The sequence below is a fragment of the Streptomyces sp. ISL-10 genome (assembly GCF_018614575.1).
Taxonomy (GTDB): Bacteria; Actinomycetota; Actinomycetes; order Streptomycetales; family Streptomycetaceae; genus Streptomyces.
In genome coordinates this window covers 151,202-170,853 of the sequence record NZ_JAGGOJ010000002.1, presented here as the reverse complement: position 1 = coordinate 170,853, position 19,652 = coordinate 151,202, and the positions used below count along the sequence as shown (strand labels likewise).

Genomic DNA, 19,652 nt, shown 5'->3' with positions numbered 1-19,652 from the left:
CAGGTCCAGCCACCTCCGCGCTCGTGATCGTCGAGCGGTAACGCTCTCGAACGGAGGGTTATTTCCAGACAGCCTCCCAGCCGCCTCTGCATCCGATGCCGCCCGAGTCGACGACTACTGCTGCCAGCTCGGCCGCTGACACCTGACTCACGTGATGGATGCGCTGTCGGATTCTCATGGGCACCATCGCGGAGCGGGTTCCGTCAGGGTTCTGCCGTTAGGCCGACGTACGGGCGGCGGTGATCCGGTCGCGTAGCTCCGCGATGTCGAGGCCCAGACGGTCGGCGATGTCTGAGATGCGGATGTGCGGGATTCGGGAGGCGAGACGGACGGCGTCTGTGTCCCAGGCGCATTCCAGCGGCGTTCCGCTGCGGAGGAAGTCCGTGGCATGGGTCGCGGCATCGTTGACGAGGGCGCGCAGGTGCTCGCTGGTGGGTGCGGGCGGGGGTGGCGGAGACCAGGCTGGGGGGCTGGGCGGCTCGTTGGAGAGTGAGGGCGAGTAGGTGGGGATGGGGGGCAGGTCGGTGCATTCCCGATACCAGGCCCAGGCGTGGTGTGCCGAGAGCCGGGTCTTCGTTCTGGTGTCGGCGCTCGTGTCCGCGGCGGGGATGTCCTGGGCCGGGTGTGAGGGCTGGCGCAGGCCGCGCAGGACGGCGAGGTCTCCTGGGTGGGTGCGCAGCCGGTCGATGAGTGCATGGGCGAGGGCTGCTGCGTGCCGGCAGGGGGAGGTCGCCGGGCAGGTGCAGACGAAGCGGAGCTGGGCGGGATCCGGGAGTACGTTCACGCCGCCGGTGTGGGCGGGCTCGGCCAGGCAGTCGGGCAGTGCGTCGCCGCCGGCTTCGTGGTGCACGCACTGGGGCGTTGCTGTTCGGAGGTTGGCCGCCTGGTCGGAGGTGAGGACCGGCAGGGTGATGGTGACGTGGAGTTCCGCGCCGGTGTTGCGTGCGGTCACCAGGCCGGAGATGCGTCCGGGTGAGATCAGGAAGCGCTCGATGCCTCGCTCGTCCAGGTCCGCTCGGCCGGCGAGGTAGGTTTCCTGGTCGGCGATGGCGGCGCTGGCAGCAGTGCTGAAGTGGTCGGCCCAGAGGTTGGTGTTGTTCATCGTCGGGCTCCCAGGGCGATCAGCTCGCAGATTTCGTCGTCGGTGAGCTCGCTGAGGGCGGAGCTGTCGCTGGTGAGGATGGCGTCGGCCAGGGCGCGTTTGTGGCGGAGGAGTTCGTCGACTCGGTCTTCGAGGGTGTTCTCGGTGGTGAGCTGGTGGACGGTGACGGTGCGGGTCTGGCCGAGGCGGTGCGCTCGATCGATGGCCTGGCTTTCCTTGGCCGGGTTCCAGGGGCGGTCGAAGAGGATGACGTGGCTGGCCTGCGTGAGCGTGAGGCCGGTGCCGCCGGCCTTGACAGTGATGACCATGGTTTGACCGGGGCGGTTTTGGAAGGTGTCGATGATGCGTTGTCGGTCGCGGCCGGCGGAGATGTCGCCGCTGAGGTAGAGCGGGTTGATGCCGTGGCGTTGGAGGTGGTGGACGAGGCGGTGGGCCATCGCCCGGTAGCGGGTGAAGATGAGGCAGGACTCGTCCGGGTCGCGAAGGACGGGCAGGAGGTCGTCGAGGGCCGCGAGCTTGCCGGAGCGGGCGGCAGCCTGTTCGGGGTCGTACACGTCGTCGAGCGGTTCGTCCAGGAAGTGCTCGGGCGCGTTGCAGATCTTCTGCAGCTGGTCGAAGAGCTTGAGCAGAAGGCCCTTGCGTGCGATTCCTTCGGCGGCACGGATCTCACGGAGCGTTTCGTCGGCAACTTGCTGGTAGAGGGCGGCCTGCTCGGGCGTCAGCGTGACGATTCGCGGGCTGTGGACCTTGGGCGGGAGTTCGGGCAGGACTCCGGGGTCGCTCTTGCGCCGACGGAGCATGAAGGCTTTGAGGAGGCCGGCGAGACGGTCAGTCAGCTCGGTGTCGGTGATGTTGGCTTCGATCGGCTTGCCGAACTGCTCCCGGAAAGTTCGCAGCGATCCGAACAGGCCGGGGTTGAGCCAGTCCATCAGGGACCAGGCGTCGTTGAGGTTGTTTTCGACGGGGGTCCCCGACAGGGCGATGCGGATCTGGGACTGGAGGCGTCGCATGGCCATGGCCGTACCGGTCCGGTGGTTCTTGATCAGCTGCGCTTCGTCGGCGATGACGAGGTCGAAGGGGTGCGCGACCAGGACGTCGATGTCGCGGCGGATGGTCTCGTAGGTGGTGATCACCACGGTGCGGTCCGTCGTGCCGTTCAAAGTGCGTTCCGGGCCGTGGTAGCGGACGGTGGGCACCGTGGGGGCGAACCGCTGTACCTCGCGTTCCCAGTTGATCACCATGGAGGCGGGACACACGATCAGGGAGGGCCCGGCAGGCCGACGTGCACCGTTGCGGCGGTGCAGGTGGAGCGCGAGGGCAGTCAGGGATTTGCCGAGTCCCATGTCGTCGGCGAGGAGGGCGCCGAAGCCGGCGTCGGTGGTGTTCGCCAGCCAGGCGAGGCCGAGCTTCTGGTAGTCGCGCATTGTGGCCGACAGCCCGTGGGGTGAGTTCACTGGTGCGCTTCGTGAACCGGCGCGGAGGAACTGCACAAGTTCGGCAAGGTCGCCGGCCGGCTCGCAGTCGAACGTGGTGCCGTCGATGTTGATCTTCCCGGTCAGGGAGGCCCTCAGGGCCTGGTCGGCGGCGACGGGCGGCATCACGCGGTCTCCTGCCCGCTGGACTGTCTCCTCGTCGACAAGCACCCACTGGTTGCGGACCTTCGCCAGAGGCACGGAGTTCTTCGCGAGGTCGTCCATCTCGCTGTCGGACAGGTCGCTGCCGGCCACCGATACCTGCCAGCGTCCGTCGAGTACATCGTCCAGGGCGAACCGGGGGCGCGCTGCAGAGGCCGGGGCTGCCGGGCGGCGCTCCAGTACCGCACGGGTCCGTAGTCGGTCCGTCCATCCGTGGTGCCACTCCACGCGCAGCCCTGCCCGTTCCAGCCGGTGGGCGGTTTGTCCTCTCAGAAGGACGGCCTCAGCCGCCCGCAGAGTGAAGGTGTCAGGGACGGGGCGTTCCAAGAGCCGTTCGGCGGGGGCCCAATCGGCGGCGATGTGACGCAGCCGGCGGCGCAGGAGGGCGACGAGCTGCGGGTCGGAGGCGATGTCCGCAGCAGGGCGCCAGTTCCGTTCATGAACCGTCGAAGCATCCGGCATACGCAGCCGGAGATCTGCCCAGAGGAGCTCGGTGTCGTCCGGACTGTCCTTCTGAGGAGCGCGGACCGACAGAACCAGCTCCAGCTGCTCGGCGCCCGCTCCGTCCCGCAGGGCGTCGCCCCACTGGACGAGGGCTGGCGTGTGCTGCTGCTGGGGCACTGCTCCGGTGAACGGCCCGTGGCCGAGCACGGTCGACGTACCCGGGCCGCGGAGCATCGCCTCGGCGACCGTGTCGAGTCCGGCGAGGACCGCGACTCGCGGGGCCCACAGTCGGTGCGGCTTCGTGTCGGTGACCATGCCGCAGTGCGCCGGCGGCACCATGGCATCGGCGAGTCGCCCGACCCACTCTTCCTCTTCGGCAGTCAGCGGACCGGCTCGCCACACGTCCGTCCCGTCGTCGGCCAGCTCCGGGAAGACGCGGCCGTCGGCCACGACGGCCAGCCCGAGACGGATCACCTGTCGCCACACGCTGACTGAATGCGCCTCCTTGCCGCGTTCCTCCTCCAAGGCAAGCACGTTGGCCAGCAGACGCAGCGGGACGTGCCAGCACTCCACGAGCTGCAGCCGGATCGCGGCTCCCTTGCTCGGCAGGATCAGTGCGGCTGTGCAGGGGCGGATCGGGCGACGGGGCGTCTCCTGCATGGGCAAGCCGTCGGGGCTGTACAGCAAGAATCGTGCGCTTCCGCCCTGGATGTCGATGGTGAGTTCCGCGCCCTGCCGAAACAGGGCCGCCAGGGAAGCCGCTGCGGCGGTGATGTCACCGGCTCCGGCGACCGGTCCGGCAGGCCCATGCCTCACGCGGTCGTCGTGGATATCCGGCTCCGGCTCAGCGGCTTGCGGCGGGATGCTGGGCGGTGCGGCCAGCAGGTCCAGCATGGCTTTCGCCGCGTTGCGCTGGGCCGGCCGCTTTGCCGCGCCGGCGGCCTCCGCCCGCAGATCCTGTCCGGCGACCCGGCAGCTGACGGTCGCGAGATACCCGGCCCCCGGTTCGAGCCGGGGCTCGGCGATGACCAGCTTGGCGATCCGGCCCTTCTGCTTGAGCTGGTTCAGCACTTGGAGAGCGGTCATCTCGTTGAAGGCGGGTACGTTGTCCTGCCCCGGCCAAACAGGGAGCGCGGGCGCCTTCGTCCGTTTCCACTCGCTCAGCAAGTGCTTCGCCGCTTCAAGGCGGGCACCGGACCTTCCCACGCTGCGGCCAGTGCCCGAGAGCACCCGCCCGTTGCTGATGCAGGCGGCCACGCACACGAACAGGGGCTCCAGCCCCGTGATGCTCGGCTGCTCCTTGAAGGCCAACTCGCTGATGACACCCCCCTCCTGCATCACAAGGAGCCGGTCCTGCGGGCCGGGAGCGGTCGTCTTCGCCGCCGGAGCAGGGGCCTGCTGCTGCCTCGGCAGGGGAATTTCGACGGGCAGACCGGCGAGATCGGCCAGAACGCGCAGTGCGACCGCGCCCCGGGCGTCGCGCTTATTGGTGCGCCACGGACCTGTCACGGTCGCCGTCTCGCCGTCGGTGACGTACGTGACATGAGACCGGAACAGCACCGCACCTCCGGGCTTCTGCTCCTCTTTGAACCCTGGGACGGGTTGATTGCGAGCGGACTGGTACAACGTCAGCACAGTGACCGCGGCACCGGGCGTCTCGGCAGCAGCGCACAGCACCGCCTTGCGGGCCGGGTCCCAGGCCGAGGACGCGGCGTCGAAGAGCACGGCATGAAGATCCCGTGCGATCAGCGCACCCGCGGTGATCCGTGTGGCTACCTCCGCCACAACGGCCGGGGCCACGATCGGCTGTGCGAGAGCGGCGAGCAGCCGAGACGCGAAGTTCGGGTCAGCGGCTGCCATAGCCGAGCCGGCCGAGTACCGGGCCGCCGACTGCCAGCCCTTCTCGGCGAAGCCGGTCTGCTCCACCGGCTCGCAGCCGGACATGTGACCGAGCAGGCTCACAGCAGCTGCCTGCAGTGCTGCCTTCTTCGTCCCGCGGGTTGCTGCAGCGCCGTGGAGCTGCCGACCCCGGTCACGCCATCCGGCCTGCACGACGAACAGTTCAGGACCACCGGTATTCAGGTCCCGGACCACGAGGGCAGTCGGGACGCCTGTGTCCTGGGCGTGGGAGTGCAACACGGACGTCGCGAGCTCCGGCCTCGCCCCTACCACCGTCCAGGCCGCCGCCCTCGCCTGATCGGCGAGGCGCGCCCCCTTGAACCGGAGGAGGAGCAACCGTAGCTCCCTCACGCCCAGCTGACCGTTTCCAGCACGGACGGCTGCCTCGGCAGCCAGCTCCGGCGTGAGGTGCCGGGCCTCGTGCGCCTTCTCCAGCAGCTTGGAGAACACCGAAGAATCAAGAGCACTGAGCTCCACCCGGGCTCCGAGCGAGGGACGCGGCACCCGAGCTGACTGACCGGAGGAGAGAGTCGCCATGACGAACCTTCACAAGAGCGCACGGCCTTACCAGAGCAGCAAGGCGATCACGGACAGTAGCCGATAGTTGCACTTCGTGTACGACAGGCAACGTAGGTCGGACCAAGGTCGCCATGAACTACCCGGACGGGTTCACGCAGCACCAACGCCTTGACGAAGATCGACGGCAGACGTCCACGATCGGCTCAACACCACCCCGCTTGGCTGGTGTTACGACGATGCAGGAACTGCTACAGCTTCAGCCGCTGACGCCGCAGCAATCCGCTTGTGCTTCGGAACCCCACAGCTCCGCCTACCGCACACCGTGCCGTCCAGCTGTACCACGAGGCACAGCTTCACGTGCCCGGCGCACCGGTCCTTTCCATGTACGCGAGGCTCCCGGCACAACCTGCCCCGGTCGGGGTAGATGCAGCGGCCCAAAGCATCTGCGTTCGCAGGGCTGTGCTCCGGGCAGGGTTCTCCCTCGCTCGCCACGACTTCCGCGCAGAACGATCGAGGGGAGCAGTTCTTGGACGGGTCGTCGTATAGCGGCTCCAAGCACATGGGTCCGCTGAACCTGCGGAGGTCGTCGGCGAGTTCGCCCTCATTGTGGTGTTGGGCCAGGTCGGCGAGCGCGCGCAGTAGAACAGGCGTAGCCTCGACGGACCAGTCCGCGTAGTCCGTGCCGTTGATATATCCGGGCGTGGGCCGCAGCTCTGTGGCAGCGTCGAGGATCGCCTCGATCGCGCTCTTGGTGTTGCGCGCGCGGCTGGGGACCGGCGCCTTCGAGGCTCGGGGCAACAGGACTCCTCAGGTCGTAGGTACGAGGGCATCCTGCTCGTCTCCGATTGGCCTGCGGGGCGACACGCTGGCTCCACGCCCCTGGCCGCTGCATCGCCCCTGCAAGGACCAGCGGTTGGACGTCAACGGGCACACGAGAACCACCCACGCGCGCCCCGACGAGCAATGGCTGGAGTGCGGGGTTGCCCGCCACAGCCGCCAAAGCCGTCCGCGGGTCTGCCGTACCGGACCCACGGACGGTGCGAAACCGGTCGCGTCAACGGCACTGGCTGAACAGGTTGACGAGCGACAGCAGCACGGCCAGCGGAGGGCCGACCCATGCGACCGAGGCCATCACACCGTGGCGCAGTGCCTCCCAGCGGCCGTCCCCGGCACGCCGGCTGATCCAGCCCACGGCTGCTCCCGCGATCGCCCCGCTGACGAGAACGAGCAGGACCCAGGGCAGGAAGCTGAGTGCCAGGCCACCGAGGCTGGGTGTCGTGCAGTTGGCCGCGGCGGTGAGGTGGAAACCGTTCATAGTGCTCTCCCCCATCGGGTGGTTGCGGTTGGCGCTGCCGGCTGGCGGCGCCGCACCCGACCCTTTCCGCGACCTGCCTCGTCCGGTGGATTCCGGCGCAGGCATCGCAGACATAAGGGCTGATCAGACGGGGTGCATAAGCATTCCGGGCGGATCCGGTGGGATGCCCTCAGTTGAGTGGGAGGGCGCCGCAGCGGGGTCGGCTGCGGTAGAACTCCGCAGAAGGATTCGCACGGGAGGGGTGCATCACGTGACCAAGGACGAGTTCGGAAAACTGCTGCGGGCTCTCCTCTTCGACCTTCCACTCGCTGCGGGCCGGCCCGAGCCGCAGCAGACCCTGCTGGTGAAGTTGTCGGGCAAGTCGACGACGACGGTCTCCGACTGGTGCAACGGCCGTGCGGTGCCGCAGCCCGACGCGCTGAGAAAGATGCTGGACGGGTTGATGACGAACTCGTCATTTGGCTATCAGCTCTGGCCGGGCGCTCACCAGGCCCGTTTCAGAAGCATCGACGGGCAGCTGATGCGGATCAGCAGGCTCCACGCCACCAAGGGACACCTCGCGTACCTGCAGATGATGCAGCTGAGCGCCGCCGCATATCAGGATGCCTCGGTGGTGTCCCAGACCGGACCGGAGGCCCGGGGCCGCGTCGCCTTGGAACAGCTGTACGTGCGCCGCGACGTTGAACAGTCCGTCATCAACAAGGCCCTGGGGGCGGAGGCTGGCAGCGCCCAGCTGATCACCGGAGAACCGGGCTGCGGCAAGACGTCCCTGTTGTGGAGCCTGTACGGCCGGCTCGGCGCGACCGAGGGAGTAGAGCCGCTCTTCGTACGCGCCAGCTACCTCATCGAGGGGCTGGTGCGACAGCAGAACCCGACGGCCGTGACCACCGATGACATCACGGCGGCCGCCCGCTGTTCACGGCGGCTCGGGAACCGTCCCGTCGTGCTGGTCGACACCCTGGATCTGCTCGTTGCCCAGCCCAAGGGCGTGGCGGTGGTCCAGGACCTCCTGAGCGCCATGGACAGGTGGCAAGTACCCGTGGTGCTCACATGCCGCCCTGAGGAGGCCGTGGAACTGCAGTTCTTTCCGCAGGGCGACGGCGTCCACGGCGCGGTGACCGAGGACTCCGAAGCGGAGGAGGAATCTGTGGCATTCCGCCGCCCGCAGATCACGTTGGGCCTGTACTCGGACGACGAGCGGAACGAGGCCGTGCAACGACATGCCGACGTCTTCTGCCCCGACACGCTATACGGGGCCGGCGCCGCCGAACGACTGAAGGCAGACATCCTGGGCGCGGTCTACCAGGGGCTGCCGGTGAAGGAGGTGTGCGCCAACCCCCTCTACCTGAGACTGCTGTTCGACCTCTACGCCCCGAACCCACCGCTGCAGCAGGTCGATGCAGGTGGGCTGTTCGACCTAGTGCGCGTCGAGCGGGTCCAGCGCGACGCACGGGCGGGGGGCGAGGAGTTGATGGCGGGCAGGGGAGAACCCGCGGGCCGCGAGGGAGCAGCTCCCGTTGTTGAGGATGGCGACTCCCGGGCAGACTGGGACCTGACTCGCACCGCCCAGGCTCTGGCCCGCTACATGCTGAGCGCGAACACCATCGAGTACCGGTCCGGGGACGCGGGAGACTCCCTGGAGCGTCTCCTCCCAGGCGTGTCCCGCCCACGCATCGGCCTCGAGCTGGCCGAGTTGCGCAGAAGGGGGCTGGTGACGGACACACCCGCCGGCGGGCTGCGGTTCTTCCACCAGACGTTCTTCGAGTTCATGGCGGCCGAGTACCTGCGCACCGCTGGCCGCGGCACCGCCCAGCTGGTCACTCGGATGACCACCCATCCGCAGGACCTCGTCCTCGCGGCGGTGGCCGGCCAACTGATCCCGCGCGCCGACCCGGGTGTCAACAGCGCACTCCTGCGACCGCTGCTGGAGGACGAGGTGCTGTCCGACCGGGCCCTGGAGTGGTACGCCGACATGCGCGCCCCCGGGGCCGGCGACGCGGCCGCCGCCCACACCGCGTTGCGCCGCGCTTCGCCGCACAGCCTCAAGAGATTCGTGGAGCGGCTCCCGGGTCATGTGCACCCCACGGGCCAGCGCTGGGTCGAGGATCTGACGGTGGTATGGCCGCTGACCGAGCGGCAACCGGCACTACGACGCACCCTGTTCGCCGCCGTCGGCCGCCTTGCAAGCCAGCACCCGGACGAGGCGGTCGAGTTCGTCGCGGGGAAGGAACAGCGGCTGAGCTGGTGGGTGAAGCAAGGCCCCCAGCCGCTCAAGACTCACAAGCCTGCCTGGCTCGCCCTCTTCGCCGCCCTGTTCCCACACGACGCCGAGGAGGCGCTGGAATGGCTGAACGACGTCTGCCGCGTCCTCGCTGGGGTCGGTGCCTACGGAATCGTGGCCGACGCCGTCGACCAGGTCGAGGACTGCGTGCGGCGCATCTCCCCCGCGGCGCGGCACTCCGGTCTGAGGCAGTTGGCGCTCCCGGGCTTCGAGTCCCTCCTCGACGAGCGCCCCACCAAAGCCCCCAAGGGGGTCGCGGACCTAGAACGGTCCGTCGGCCGCCTGTGGGCGGACGCCCAGCCGGCGACGGAGGCCGTCGCGAGTAAGCAGCTCACCGCCGCCCTGCTCAAGGGCGACCGGGGAGCAGGCCGGGCCCGCCTGCACGGTGCGGGGCGGCTGGCCGCCCTGCTGTCGGCCGAACGTGCCCAACAGGCCGTCGGAGAAGTGCTGGACGTGCGCTCCCCCACCGTGCAGACGGTTGCGTTGACGCACGTACTCGTACCTGCCCTCCTGGGCCCGGCCAACGGCTTCCGCGATGCCGTCGACGCGGCCTGCCGCGCCGAGCTGGCAACCCTGCCGTGTCCGGCGAAGCATGCGGACGGCAGCCGGAACCGGGCCGCCTGGCTGACAGAGGCCGTCGAGAAGGCCGTCGAGGCGGGCCTCGGCCCGGACCGGCTCGCCGCACTCCTGCCGGACGACGACACACCGACGTTGTGGCTCTCCCCCGGCGGACTGACAGACGTCCTGGGCGCGGCCGCGGCAGCCGCCCACCGTCCAGCGCTAGCCGTGTTGAAGACGTGGGCCGACACCGCACCGAAGGCGCGTACGGAGGCCGGCTGGGCCGTCGCCCGGATCTCCACCAGCCTGCTCGCCCACCTCACGGACGACGTCCTCACCCACCTGGTACAGGACGCACTCCACCATCAGCCACTGCGTGAGCTGACCACACTCGTCGAGGCCGCCGCGGCGGCCAGCCTGGCTCCACCCCCGAAGACCATGCCCGAGATCGAGGCACTGACCAAGGACCTCAGGACCTCTGAGCAGATCCAGCTGTGGCGGACGCTCGTCAAGCACTGGTCTTGGTTGCCGCCAGCACCCGACGCGGCCGCGAGGGCCCTGGCGGCTGGTGACAGCCGCTACACCAGCATGCTGCTGCTGGTCGAGGAATGCGCCTCGCACTCCGCATGGGAGTGGCAGCAGCTCGAGCCGTTGACTGAACAGTTGCGCAAGGACATCAAGACGCGGCCGGAGAGACAGGCCGGGGCCTCATCGCCGCACCGCGCCCTGGCGGTACTTCTCGCCCGCCGACATCCCTTGGCCGCAGCCGAGTCCGGCATCGCGCTGGACACCGTACTCGATCTCACACTCCCAGCTGGAGAGACGCTGGGCTCTGTGGACGCCTCGTGCGCCCGCCTGGCCGCCGAGATGCTTGGCCGTGTGGCCGCAGCCGCCCCTGAGCTCGCCGCCCGCGGCCTGGTCAGAGCGGCGCAGCGTCTGGGAAACCACCCAAACGGCATCGCCGACAACTTCGCCAAGTTCACGGCGAGCACCGTCGGAGCTACCCTCGCGAGCCTGGGAGCCGGAGCACGCCGCAGGCTCGTCGTCGACTTGGCACATTCCGAGCCCGCAATGGGGCACGTTGCGGTCACCGCCTTCTCCATGCTGGCCGGCACCACCTCACAGCCCCCGACCTGGTATCAGGCCCTCGGTAACGACACCACCCTCCCACCCCAGATCCGCTCCACAGTCACCTCCCACCTCCACCGTCAACGCCCGGATCCGTTGCGGCGGACCGTGGCCGGAGCTGATGACGGCGGAGGATGCGACGGCCTAGCATCGGCGGCCAAACCAGAGTCACCCGAGTCTTCCGAGGGCGGTTGGGCTCGGTACCGGGCAGACCGTTGCGATCACTGGGCGGGTATCCGGTGAGCCTTCAAGCCGTGAAGCGGTTGAGACGCTTTACGAATGCGTCGATGTCGGCGAGGTCTGGGGCGTTGGGGCCGCGCAAACGCTCGGTCGCTTCACGCAGTTCCGCGACGGCGCGGCGGGCTTCGGGGAAGCGTTCGCTGGCGGCATGAAGGCGAGCGAGGTTGGCGAGGGCGTCCAAGTGGCGGTCGACGGCTTCTGCATCGTCGGGGTCGGGGGCACGGGCGGTATAGGCGTGGAAGGCTTCGATCGAGGCTGTCGACTCACCGAGGGCCATGCGGCACTGGGCGGCGTAGTAGAGGCAGAGTAGGGCTTGTGCGTCGTCGGCGCCGTAGCGGGCACTCCAGGCAGCGCCGACCTCGTCAAAGAGCGCGGCGGCTTCGCGGTGGGCGCCGGCCAAGAATCGGACTTGGGCCAGGGAGAACATGAGGTCGTCGTGCAGGACGCCGTCCTGGGCGCGGTGGATAGCACCGGCTAGGAGGTCTGCTGCTTGAACGAACTTGCCGTCCTGGGCGAGCTGTGCGGCGAGATCTGCGGCTTCGTTGGCCTCTGCGTCGGTGAGGAGGGCGGAGGCTGCCTCCGCGACAGCGTTCGGTTCGGCCTCGACGATCTGCGTCGGTGAGTAGCCGGTTGGGGCGGGGCGTTTGGACGGCCCGTTGAAGGGGCGGTGGAAGGGCTGGCGTGGGTCGTACTCGGCTCGCATAGTGCCGGAGCCGTCCTGCTTGTAGACCCAAGGCAGCAGGGCGTCGTAAACCTGGGAAGCGGCCAGGCGACGTTCGGGTTCCTTGTTCAGCATGCCCAGGAGGAGGTCCTCCAGTTCCTGGGGAAGGTCGCGGCGCCGCGTGCGGATCGGCGGTGGGTCAGTACGCACGTGGTGCCAGGCGTGGGAGCCGTTGGCATCGGCAATGAATGGCGGGCGGCCGGTGAGAAGCTCGTACAGCACGCAGGCCAAGGCGTAGATGTCGGAGGCCGGGCCGACTTCGTTGGCGAGGCTCTGCTCGGGGGACATGTAGGGCGGGGTGCCGACAGTCATGCCCTCTTGGGTCAGGCGGGGATGGTTGCCGGAGCCGCGCAGGGCGGCAACTCCGAAGTCGAGGACCTTGACGACACCGTCGGGGGTGATCATGAGGTTGGCGGGTTTGATGTCGCGGTGTACGACGTCGTTGCGGTGCACCTCGTCCAGTACGGAGGCGATCTGTACTCCTGCTGCTGCGGCCCAGGAGATGGCCAGCGGTGAGACGTCGTAGTGAGTGTCATCGATGATGGCCTGCACTTCGCGTCCCCGCAGCAGCTGCATGACCACGTACAGCTGATGTGTGGTCTCGTCGATGCCAGTGTCGTAGATGGCTGGGATCCCGAGGTGTTCCAGGGCGGCGGTGGTGCGGACTTCGCGCAGGAAGCGGTCGCGGCGGTTGGCCAGCATCTCGGCTGCACCGAGGCCGGGGATGCCGGGCAGACCGCGGGTGTCAGTGAGCATCATCTTGACCGCAACGCGACGGTCGAGGCGCTCGTCGTAGGCGTGCCAGACCTCGCCCATGCCGCCGGCGCCGATAGGTCGGTCGAGCCGGTAGCGTCCCGCGATTACGCGGGACGGCGACCCTCCGGCGTACTCGGTCGGCGCATCATGAAGCCCATCGTGCGGCACTGCAGCGATCCCTTCGGCCACGGTGCCTGCCCAGCACCAGAGTTCGACGTGAGGCGGGACTTTCGTTGCAGGTTACGCATCGGCTGGCAGGGTGGTTCCGGCTTCGCCAGATTTGATCGCTGCAGCCCGCTCGGCGGTGGCTCGTCGCTCCGCTTCCCGGCGGACGGGACGGCGGATGAGCCCGTACGCCTGCTGGGTGGCGACCTGCTTGAAGATCTTATTGATGAGAGGGTCGTCGTAATACCGCACGAGCAGGGCGTCGTTGGACTTGGCCTGGTCAATCACGATGCGGTCCATGTCCTTGTCGACCTCCCGCCGGAAGGTCTCCTCGTCATTGTGCAGGCCGATTCGCTTCAGGTCCGGATCCTCCGAGACGGCGACAACAAGCTGGCCGAGAAGGATCTGGTCCGTGGTGGACAGACCTATGCCGTACTCGTCGTTGACCGATTCGATGACCTCGGCGAGGGACCTCTCCTCGACCTCCGGGCCTGCGCCAGCGGGCTGCGGGACCAGACCGGGCAGCAGTTGAAGACCCTCCGCCTTAAGGTTGAGCTCGGCAGTGCCGGTCTTGCGAACATTCATGTGGCTAGGAGTGACCTCCCCAATGTCCGCGCTTGCTGAGCCGACCGGGAGCCGGAGGCGGCGTACCAGGAATCTCCCGTATTGGTAGAGACGCTCCAGGTCCTCGTTCTCAAAGCCGATGACGTGGGAGAGCCAGCCGTACGCTTTGACGTAGGAGTCCAGGGCGCGTCGGAACTCCTGTGCTGCGTCCGGCTCGTCCTCGGCCAGGGCGTTGAACCGGTCCACGGCGGGCTGGGTATAGACGTACAGCTTCGAGTGTGCCTTGGAGACCGCAGCGTCGGTGGCAGTGCCGTTCTTGAAGGCGGCGAAGTAGGCGGTGACGAAGGCATCCATTTCCGCCTCGATCAACAGCCGATAGGCCATCACCTCATCGTGCCGGGTGAACAGAAAGTCCGGGTCAGTCGGCTCGGAGATCGACGCCTCGTAGTACTGCTGAAACGCCTCCTCGATCACCTCCGGTTTGTTCGCGAAGTCCATCACGAACAAGTCCTCGGCCGACTTCAAGGGGTGCGTGCGATTCAGCCGAGACAGTGTCTGCACGGCGGCGAGGCCGGCGAGTAGCTTGTCAACGTACATCGTCGTCAGCAGGGGCTGATCGAAGCCGGTCTGGTACTTGTCGGCGACGACCAGGATGCGGTACTCAGGCCGGGGCACGGACGGCGGCTTGGGGTCGTCCAGGCGGGTGTAGGCGAAGGCTTCGGGCAGCTTGCTCTCGGGGAAGCCGTTCAGCTTCGCTTCGGTGTACTCGATCTCGTCCAGAGTGAGGGTCCCGGAGAACGCCACCAGAGTGCCGCAGTCGGTGTAGCCGCAGCGCTCCACGTAGCCGCGGATCGCCTGGTAGAGGCGCACGGCGTGCTCGCGGCTGGGAGTGACGACCATGGCGCGCGCTCGGCCGCCGAGCCGATTCATGGTGTGGGCACGGAAGTGATCCACGATGATCTTCGCCCTGGACTCCAGGGAGGCCGCCGACATCAGCGCGGCCCGCACCAGCTTCGCTTTCGCCTTGCGCGGATCAACCTGCCGCTCAGCCTCGTCCGCGGCTGCCTGCTGCAGCTTGAAGTACGTGCCGTAAGTGACGTAAGTACCGAGCACGTCGAGGATGAAGCCCTCCTCGATGGCCTGCCGCATCGAGTAGATGTGGAACGGCTCCATCTGGCCCGTGACAGGTGACTCGGTTCCGAACAGTTTGAGGGTCTTGTCCTTCGGGGTTGCGGTGAACGCGAAGAAGGACAGGTTGGGCTGCTTACCGCGGGCCAGCGCGGTCGCAGTCAGCGGATCGCCGTCCTCATCGACCGTGCCCTCGCCCAACTTGCCCAGCATCCGCTTGAGCGCGTCGGTGCCCTTGCCTCCCTGGGATGAGTGCGCCTCGTCAATGATGACCGCGTAGCGACGCTCGCGGCCGAGCCCGGACGCCTTGTCCAGGACGAACGGGAACTTCTGGAGTGTCGTGATGACGATGCGGGCGGTCGTCCCGGTCAATGCGTCAGCGAGTTGCTGGGAGTCATCGTCGACGCGCAGCACCACACCGGGTGTGTGGTCGAACTGGTAGATCGTGTCCTGAAGTTGCTTGTCCAACACCCGCCGGTCGGTGATGACGACGACCTTGTCGAAGACCTGCTGATTAGGCCCGAGGCCCTTTGCCTGGGCGGCAGCCGGGTCCAGCAACGCGGGGTCTTCGGGGGTGTGCAGTGACGCCAGGCGGTGTGCGAGCCAAGCGATCGTGTTCGACTTACCCGATCCTGCCGAGTGTTGAATCAGATAGTTTTCTCCTGCGCCGTGCTTGGCCGCGTGGTTCGTCATCTTCCGGACTGCGTGCCACTGGTGGAACCGAGGGAAAATCAGCGGCTGCTTGTGTGCGGAGCCGGGACGATAGCGGGGGGCTCTGCCGGCCTTGGCCGCCTCGTCCTCCACATGAAGGTAACGGTGCAGCAGGTCTAGCCAGTTGTCGCGCCGCATCACCTCGTCGAACAGGTAGGAGACTGCGTACTCCGCCCCAGGGGCAGCCGGCGGGTTCCCTGCGCCTCCGATGTTGCCCCCGTCGCCGGTGCCCATGTTGAACGGCAGGAACCGCGTTTTCGCCCCGGCCAAGCGCGTGGTCAGGAACACTAGGTTCGGATCAACTGCGAAGTGCACCAGGCTGCGGCGGGCGAAGAACAGCTCGTTCGGGTCACGGTCAGTGCGGTACTGCCGCTTCGCGTCCTCGACCGACTGCCCGGTGAGGGGATTCTTCAGCTCGGCTGACGCGATGGGCAGTCCGTTCACAAAGAACGCAAGGTCCAGGGACTTGGTCGGCTCCGCAGCGGAGTAGCGGAACTGCCGCACCACTGTGAGCCGGTTGGCGATGTACTCATCCAACGCTCCCGCGGCCAGAGTGTGGGCGGGCCGGAAGTACGCCAGCCGCAGCTTGATGTTGCGCTGGACCACCCCGTGGCGCAGCACGTCCAGCAGCCCGCGCTCATCTATCTGCTTGGCCACGTGCGCGGCGAACCGCTGGATCGCGTACTCCTCCGGCTCGCCGTACGTTTCCATCAATCGCTCCCACGCATCCAGCTGAGAGTCACGCAGGAACGCTGACAACTCCGAGGTGTCGATGCCGAGCTCGTGGTTGTAGGCCGTGGCCGGACCCCGCTCCCAGTCGCTGCGGAGCAGGGCCGCCTCGACAGCGTCCTCAAAAGCGCCCTCAGTGTGGGCCTCGTGCGCGCGGGGAGGGGAGGTGGGCATTTGGAGGCTCCGTAGGTGGTCGGGTGGGCGGCTGGTTGCTAAGCGGCGGCGTTCTGGGGTGCTGTGTTGTTGTCGAGTTGGCCGGTTACTGCGGCCGTGATTAGAACCTGGCGGTGCTCGGCAAGGAGGTCGAGTTGACGGTCAATTTTGCTGCGAAGATCCCGCGTCTGATTCGCCTCCTCGTCAAGAATTCCAGTAATGCGATCTTGAGTGCCGCGGGGAGGGAAGGGGAAGCGGTGCGCGCGAAGCTGTTCGCCGGTCAAATGCGCGATCGTGGTGGCATTACCTTCGACGGCAAATACATTCTGCGACGTGGCGGCCTTCATGCAGTAGTAGAGCCAGCGCGGAGAACTGTATCCGCGAGCACGAACCCGATGCAAAGCCTTCTGGTAATAGATTTCGTCAACCGCTCCGTTCCAGATGGCGCATCTTCCCGGCTCTCCGCCTTCACAAATCAGGAGATCTCCAGCACGCAGGCGGTATCGGACCCTCTCCTCCGGAGGAAAGTTCATCATCAAGAGGTCGTCGGTACTGATGGCGTCCCATTGAACATTGACGTTCCGCAAGTAGGGGCGGAGATGTTCTCCGCGCGCCCGCTCAGGACTGAGCATTTTCCCGAGGAGCACTTCATACTGATACGCAACGGGCATCACAGGCCACGACTCTGGAACGTCACCGATCCAATCCAGTCCGCTTGGCTTCCTCTCTTCGGTCGGCTCACCTTGCCCACCTACAAAATACAGGACTGTCGAGATGTCCTGATCTTCCAGAAGCTCAAGCTGTTTCTGGCGAAGCTCGACCGTTTCATCAATGCGGGCAATTTCAATATCGAGATAGTCCGCGATGCGCTTCTGTTCCTCCAATGGAGGTAGCGGCAGAGGAAAACTCTGAATTTTACTGCTATTGGTGGAGGCCAGGTTCGTGGTTCTCGTGCCCGTGCTTTCGAAATAGCAGCGCCCGTATAGCGACTGCGTCAAATAGGCGAGAAACCGGCCATTGAGGCGCCGTGGATCGGGCCGAATCGCAAAGATATGGTTCTGGTGCAGGCACTCTTCCAGTTCGCCCCGCCAGACCGTCCCGCGGCCCAGCTTGTCCAAGTCCCCGCCTTCGGTCATCAGTACGTCGCCGGGGCGGAGTGTGCTGCGTCGGGCCACACTTCGGGGCACGGTGATCTCCGTGACCGACTCGAGGTTGAGGCTCCCGGCCTGCACATTGGCGACACGCAGGTAAGGCCGCGTCACGACATCGCCGGTGATGTCTCGTTTCGCGTCGACAGTCAGCCCATTCTGCAAGCGGGCGACGTAGCCGAGTCGGACGAGTTCGTAGCTCTCGGGGAGCCTGAGCGAGCGCGGGTCGAAGGTTGAGCTGTTCAACGGGCCACTTCTCCGAGCAGAGCCTGAATGTCCATCTCAAGTGCCGTCAGCTGGGCTTTGATCTCTGCCAGTGGCCGTGGCGGCGTGTACACATAAAAGTGTCGGGTGAACGGGATATCGAATCCCACGCGGGAGCGTACAGTTTCTTTGGTCCTTGGGTCTTTCGTCTCCGCGATCCATGCGTCTCCGACGTGGGGTCGAACCTCCCGTTCGAAGTACTCGTCAATGTCTTCGCGCAGTGGCACGTTCTCCGCGTCCCGCAGATCCGGGTCAGGCTCGACCTGCCCCTTCTTGACGTACTGGACCTCACCCTCTGGATCCGGAACACCGACTGCGTCACGGACGGCCTTATCAAAAGGCTTGCTATTCGGCCATCTGATGCCGGCCGCGTCTAGGGCAGCACCCAGTGCGATCCATGCCTCCGCCTTGGTTTCCCACGAGCCGCCCAGTAGTGGCTTGAGCGCGTCCGCCAGTGTCTCGGGACCGCCCTCGCCGAGCTCCTTCTCCACTGCCTTGGCCACCCGCAGCGCGTCCAGGGAATCCTCGGATACCTCGAATCGCAACTTGAGAGGCCGGTCCACCATGATGCGCTGGTAGCCAAAGTCGTCCGCGTCGAAAACCTTGACCTTGTCCGGCACGGAGTGCTGCGAGCCATCCCCAGAGCGGGTGAGGCGGTATGCCTCCCCGTACCAGGCGCTGATCTCCTTGCGCTGATCCTCCCTGATCTCCTTGCGCTTGTTGCTCAGCGACTTCCGCATCTTGGACCACTGGTCCCGCGCATCGATGAGGATGATCCGGTCCTTGAGGTTCTTAGGCTTGCGATTGGTGACGATCCAGACGTAGGTCGAGATGCCAGTGTTGTAGAAGAGCTGGTCGGGGAGAGCGACGATCGTTTCCAAGTAGTTGTTGCGGATGATCCAGCGGCGGATCTCGGACTCGCCGGAGCCGGCGCCGCCGGTGAAGAGCGGGGAGCCGTTGAAGACGATCGCGATGCGGCTGCCGCCGATCTCCTTGCCTTCGGCGTCCTTCTTCAGCGGTCGCATTTTGTGGATCATGTGCTGCAAGAAGAGGAACGAGCCGTCGTTGATTCGAGGCAGTCCGGCACCGAAGCGGCCGTCGTAGCCGCGGTCTTCGTGCTCCTGCTTGACCTGCTTTTCGACCTTCTTCCACTCCACGCCGAAGGGCGGGTTGGCGAGCATGTACTCGAACTGCTCGTCCTCATGGCCGTCCTGGGTGAAGGAGTTGCCGAAGTGGATGTTGGAGGCGGCCTGGCCCTTCAGCAGCATGTCGGAGCGGCAGATCGCGTACGACTCGGCATTGAGCTCTTGCCCGAAGACGTTCACACGCGCGTTGGGGTTGAGGGCCTTGATGTGGTCCTGGGCCGCGGAGAGCATACCGCCGGTGCCACAGGCAGGGTCGAGGATGTCGATTACCGGCGCTGCGCCGGTGAGGCGCTCGCCGTCCGGAGCCAGGAGCAGCTCGACCATCAGCTCGATGACCTCACGCGGGGTGAAGTGCTCACCAGCGGTCTCGTTCGAGGCGTCCGCGAACTTGCGGATCAACTCTTCGAAGACGTAACCCATGTTGTGGTTGTCCACGGCCTCGAGGCTCAGGTCGATGCCAGCGAACTTCTGGACCACAAGGTAGAGCAGGCCAGCCTTGGCCAAGCGGTCGATCTGCAGATGGAAGGCATAGTGGTCCAGGATCTCGGTGGCCTCCGAGGAGAAGCCGCCGATGAAATCCTTGAGGTTCTTCTCGACCTTTTGCGTGTCCGGGTCCGCACCGATCGTAGCGAAGGTCTGCCGCGAGAGGTTGTAGAAGTCGCGGCCGGCAGTGGCGCGCAGGACCGCGTCCTTGTTCTGACCCGCGAAGGAGTCAGCACGTGCCCATACGGCCTCGCGGGTGTCCTTCATCACGCAGTCCATGCGGCGTAGAAGCGTCATCGGCAGGATGACCTTGCCGTACTCGGAGCGCTTGTAGTCGCCCCGCAGCAGGTCGGCGACCGACCAAATGAAGTCGGCCAGCTCCTGATTCTTGTCGCTCACACGCCACCTTCTTGTGTTGTTCCGCATGGAGGGCCCGGCTGGTCGCACCGTACCGGAGAGGTCTGACAGGGCTAGCGTACGGAAACCGGACGGGCCGCAGGGCTGCGGTCGATGATCTCAAGATGGCCGGAGGCGTGTCCGTCAGGGCCGCCGACGCTGGGTTGCG

Annotated in this window: 8 protein-coding genes; 1 reads left to right on the top strand and 7 read right to left on the bottom strand. The window is 66.7% G+C overall.

Annotated features, from left to right (window positions below; genetic code table 11):
* Positions 1 to 217 precede the first annotated feature (217 nt).
* The 3 genes from J7E88_RS00680 to J7E88_RS00670 form a co-directional block, all read right to left on the bottom strand.
* A complete protein-coding gene (locus tag J7E88_RS00680; protein WP_215176105.1) occupies positions 218 to 1,102 on the bottom strand; it encodes a hypothetical protein in 885 nt (294 codons plus the stop codon).
* Positions 1,099 to 5,616 carry a DEAD/DEAH box helicase gene (locus tag J7E88_RS00675; RefSeq protein WP_251021945.1) on the bottom strand — a complete coding sequence of 1,506 codons (4,518 nt, stop codon included), beginning with the start codon at positions 5,614 to 5,616 and terminating at the stop codon, positions 1,099 to 1,101. Before J7E88_RS00675 ends, J7E88_RS00680 begins: the two co-directional genes overlap by 4 nt.
* Positions 5,617 to 6,652: 1,036 nt before the next feature.
* A complete protein-coding gene (locus tag J7E88_RS00670) occupies positions 6,653 to 6,913 on the bottom strand; it encodes a hypothetical protein (RefSeq protein WP_215176103.1) in 261 nt (86 codons plus the stop codon).
* A gap of 250 nt (positions 6,914 to 7,163) precedes the next feature.
* Between J7E88_RS00670 and J7E88_RS00665 the strand changes: the two genes are divergently transcribed.
* Complete coding sequence (locus J7E88_RS00665) at positions 7,164 to 11,123, top strand: NACHT domain-containing NTPase (RefSeq protein WP_215176102.1); 3,960 nt, start codon at positions 7,164 to 7,166, stop codon at positions 11,121 to 11,123.
* 4 nt (positions 11,124 to 11,127) lie between these two features.
* On the opposite strand, the gene J7E88_RS00660 is transcribed toward J7E88_RS00665, so the two are convergent.
* From J7E88_RS00660 to J7E88_RS00645, 4 genes are all read right to left on the bottom strand, one after another.
* Complete coding sequence (locus J7E88_RS00660; protein WP_308307208.1) at positions 11,128 to 12,786, bottom strand: serine/threonine-protein kinase; 1,659 nt, start codon at positions 12,784 to 12,786, stop codon at positions 11,128 to 11,130.
* A gap of 51 nt (positions 12,787 to 12,837) precedes the next feature.
* Complete coding sequence (locus tag J7E88_RS00655) at positions 12,838 to 15,924, bottom strand: type I restriction endonuclease subunit R (protein WP_251021944.1); 3,087 nt, start codon at positions 15,922 to 15,924, stop codon at positions 12,838 to 12,840.
* Positions 15,925 to 16,106: 182 nt separating this feature from the next.
* Complete coding sequence (locus J7E88_RS00650; RefSeq protein ID WP_215176100.1) at positions 16,107 to 17,441, bottom strand: restriction endonuclease subunit S; 1,335 nt, start codon at positions 17,439 to 17,441, stop codon at positions 16,107 to 16,109.
* Complete coding sequence (locus J7E88_RS00645) at positions 17,438 to 19,486, bottom strand: class I SAM-dependent DNA methyltransferase (RefSeq protein ID WP_308307207.1); 2,049 nt, start codon at positions 19,484 to 19,486, stop codon at positions 17,438 to 17,440. The genes J7E88_RS00650 and J7E88_RS00645 overlap by 4 nt, the downstream gene beginning before the upstream one ends.
* Positions 19,487 to 19,652: the final 166 nt, after the last annotated feature.

Coding starts and splice junctions, on each gene's coding strand:
- J7E88_RS00680 (WP_215176105.1), bottom strand. CDS start 1,102: ATGAACAACACCAACCTCTGGGCCGACCACTTCAGCACTGCTGCCAGC.
- J7E88_RS00675 (WP_251021945.1), bottom strand. CDS start 5,616: ATGGCGACTCTCTCCTCCGGTCAGTCAGCTCGGGTGCCGCGTCCCTCG.
- J7E88_RS00670 (WP_215176103.1), bottom strand. CDS start 6,913: ATGAACGGTTTCCACCTCACCGCCGCGGCCAACTGCACGACACCCAGC.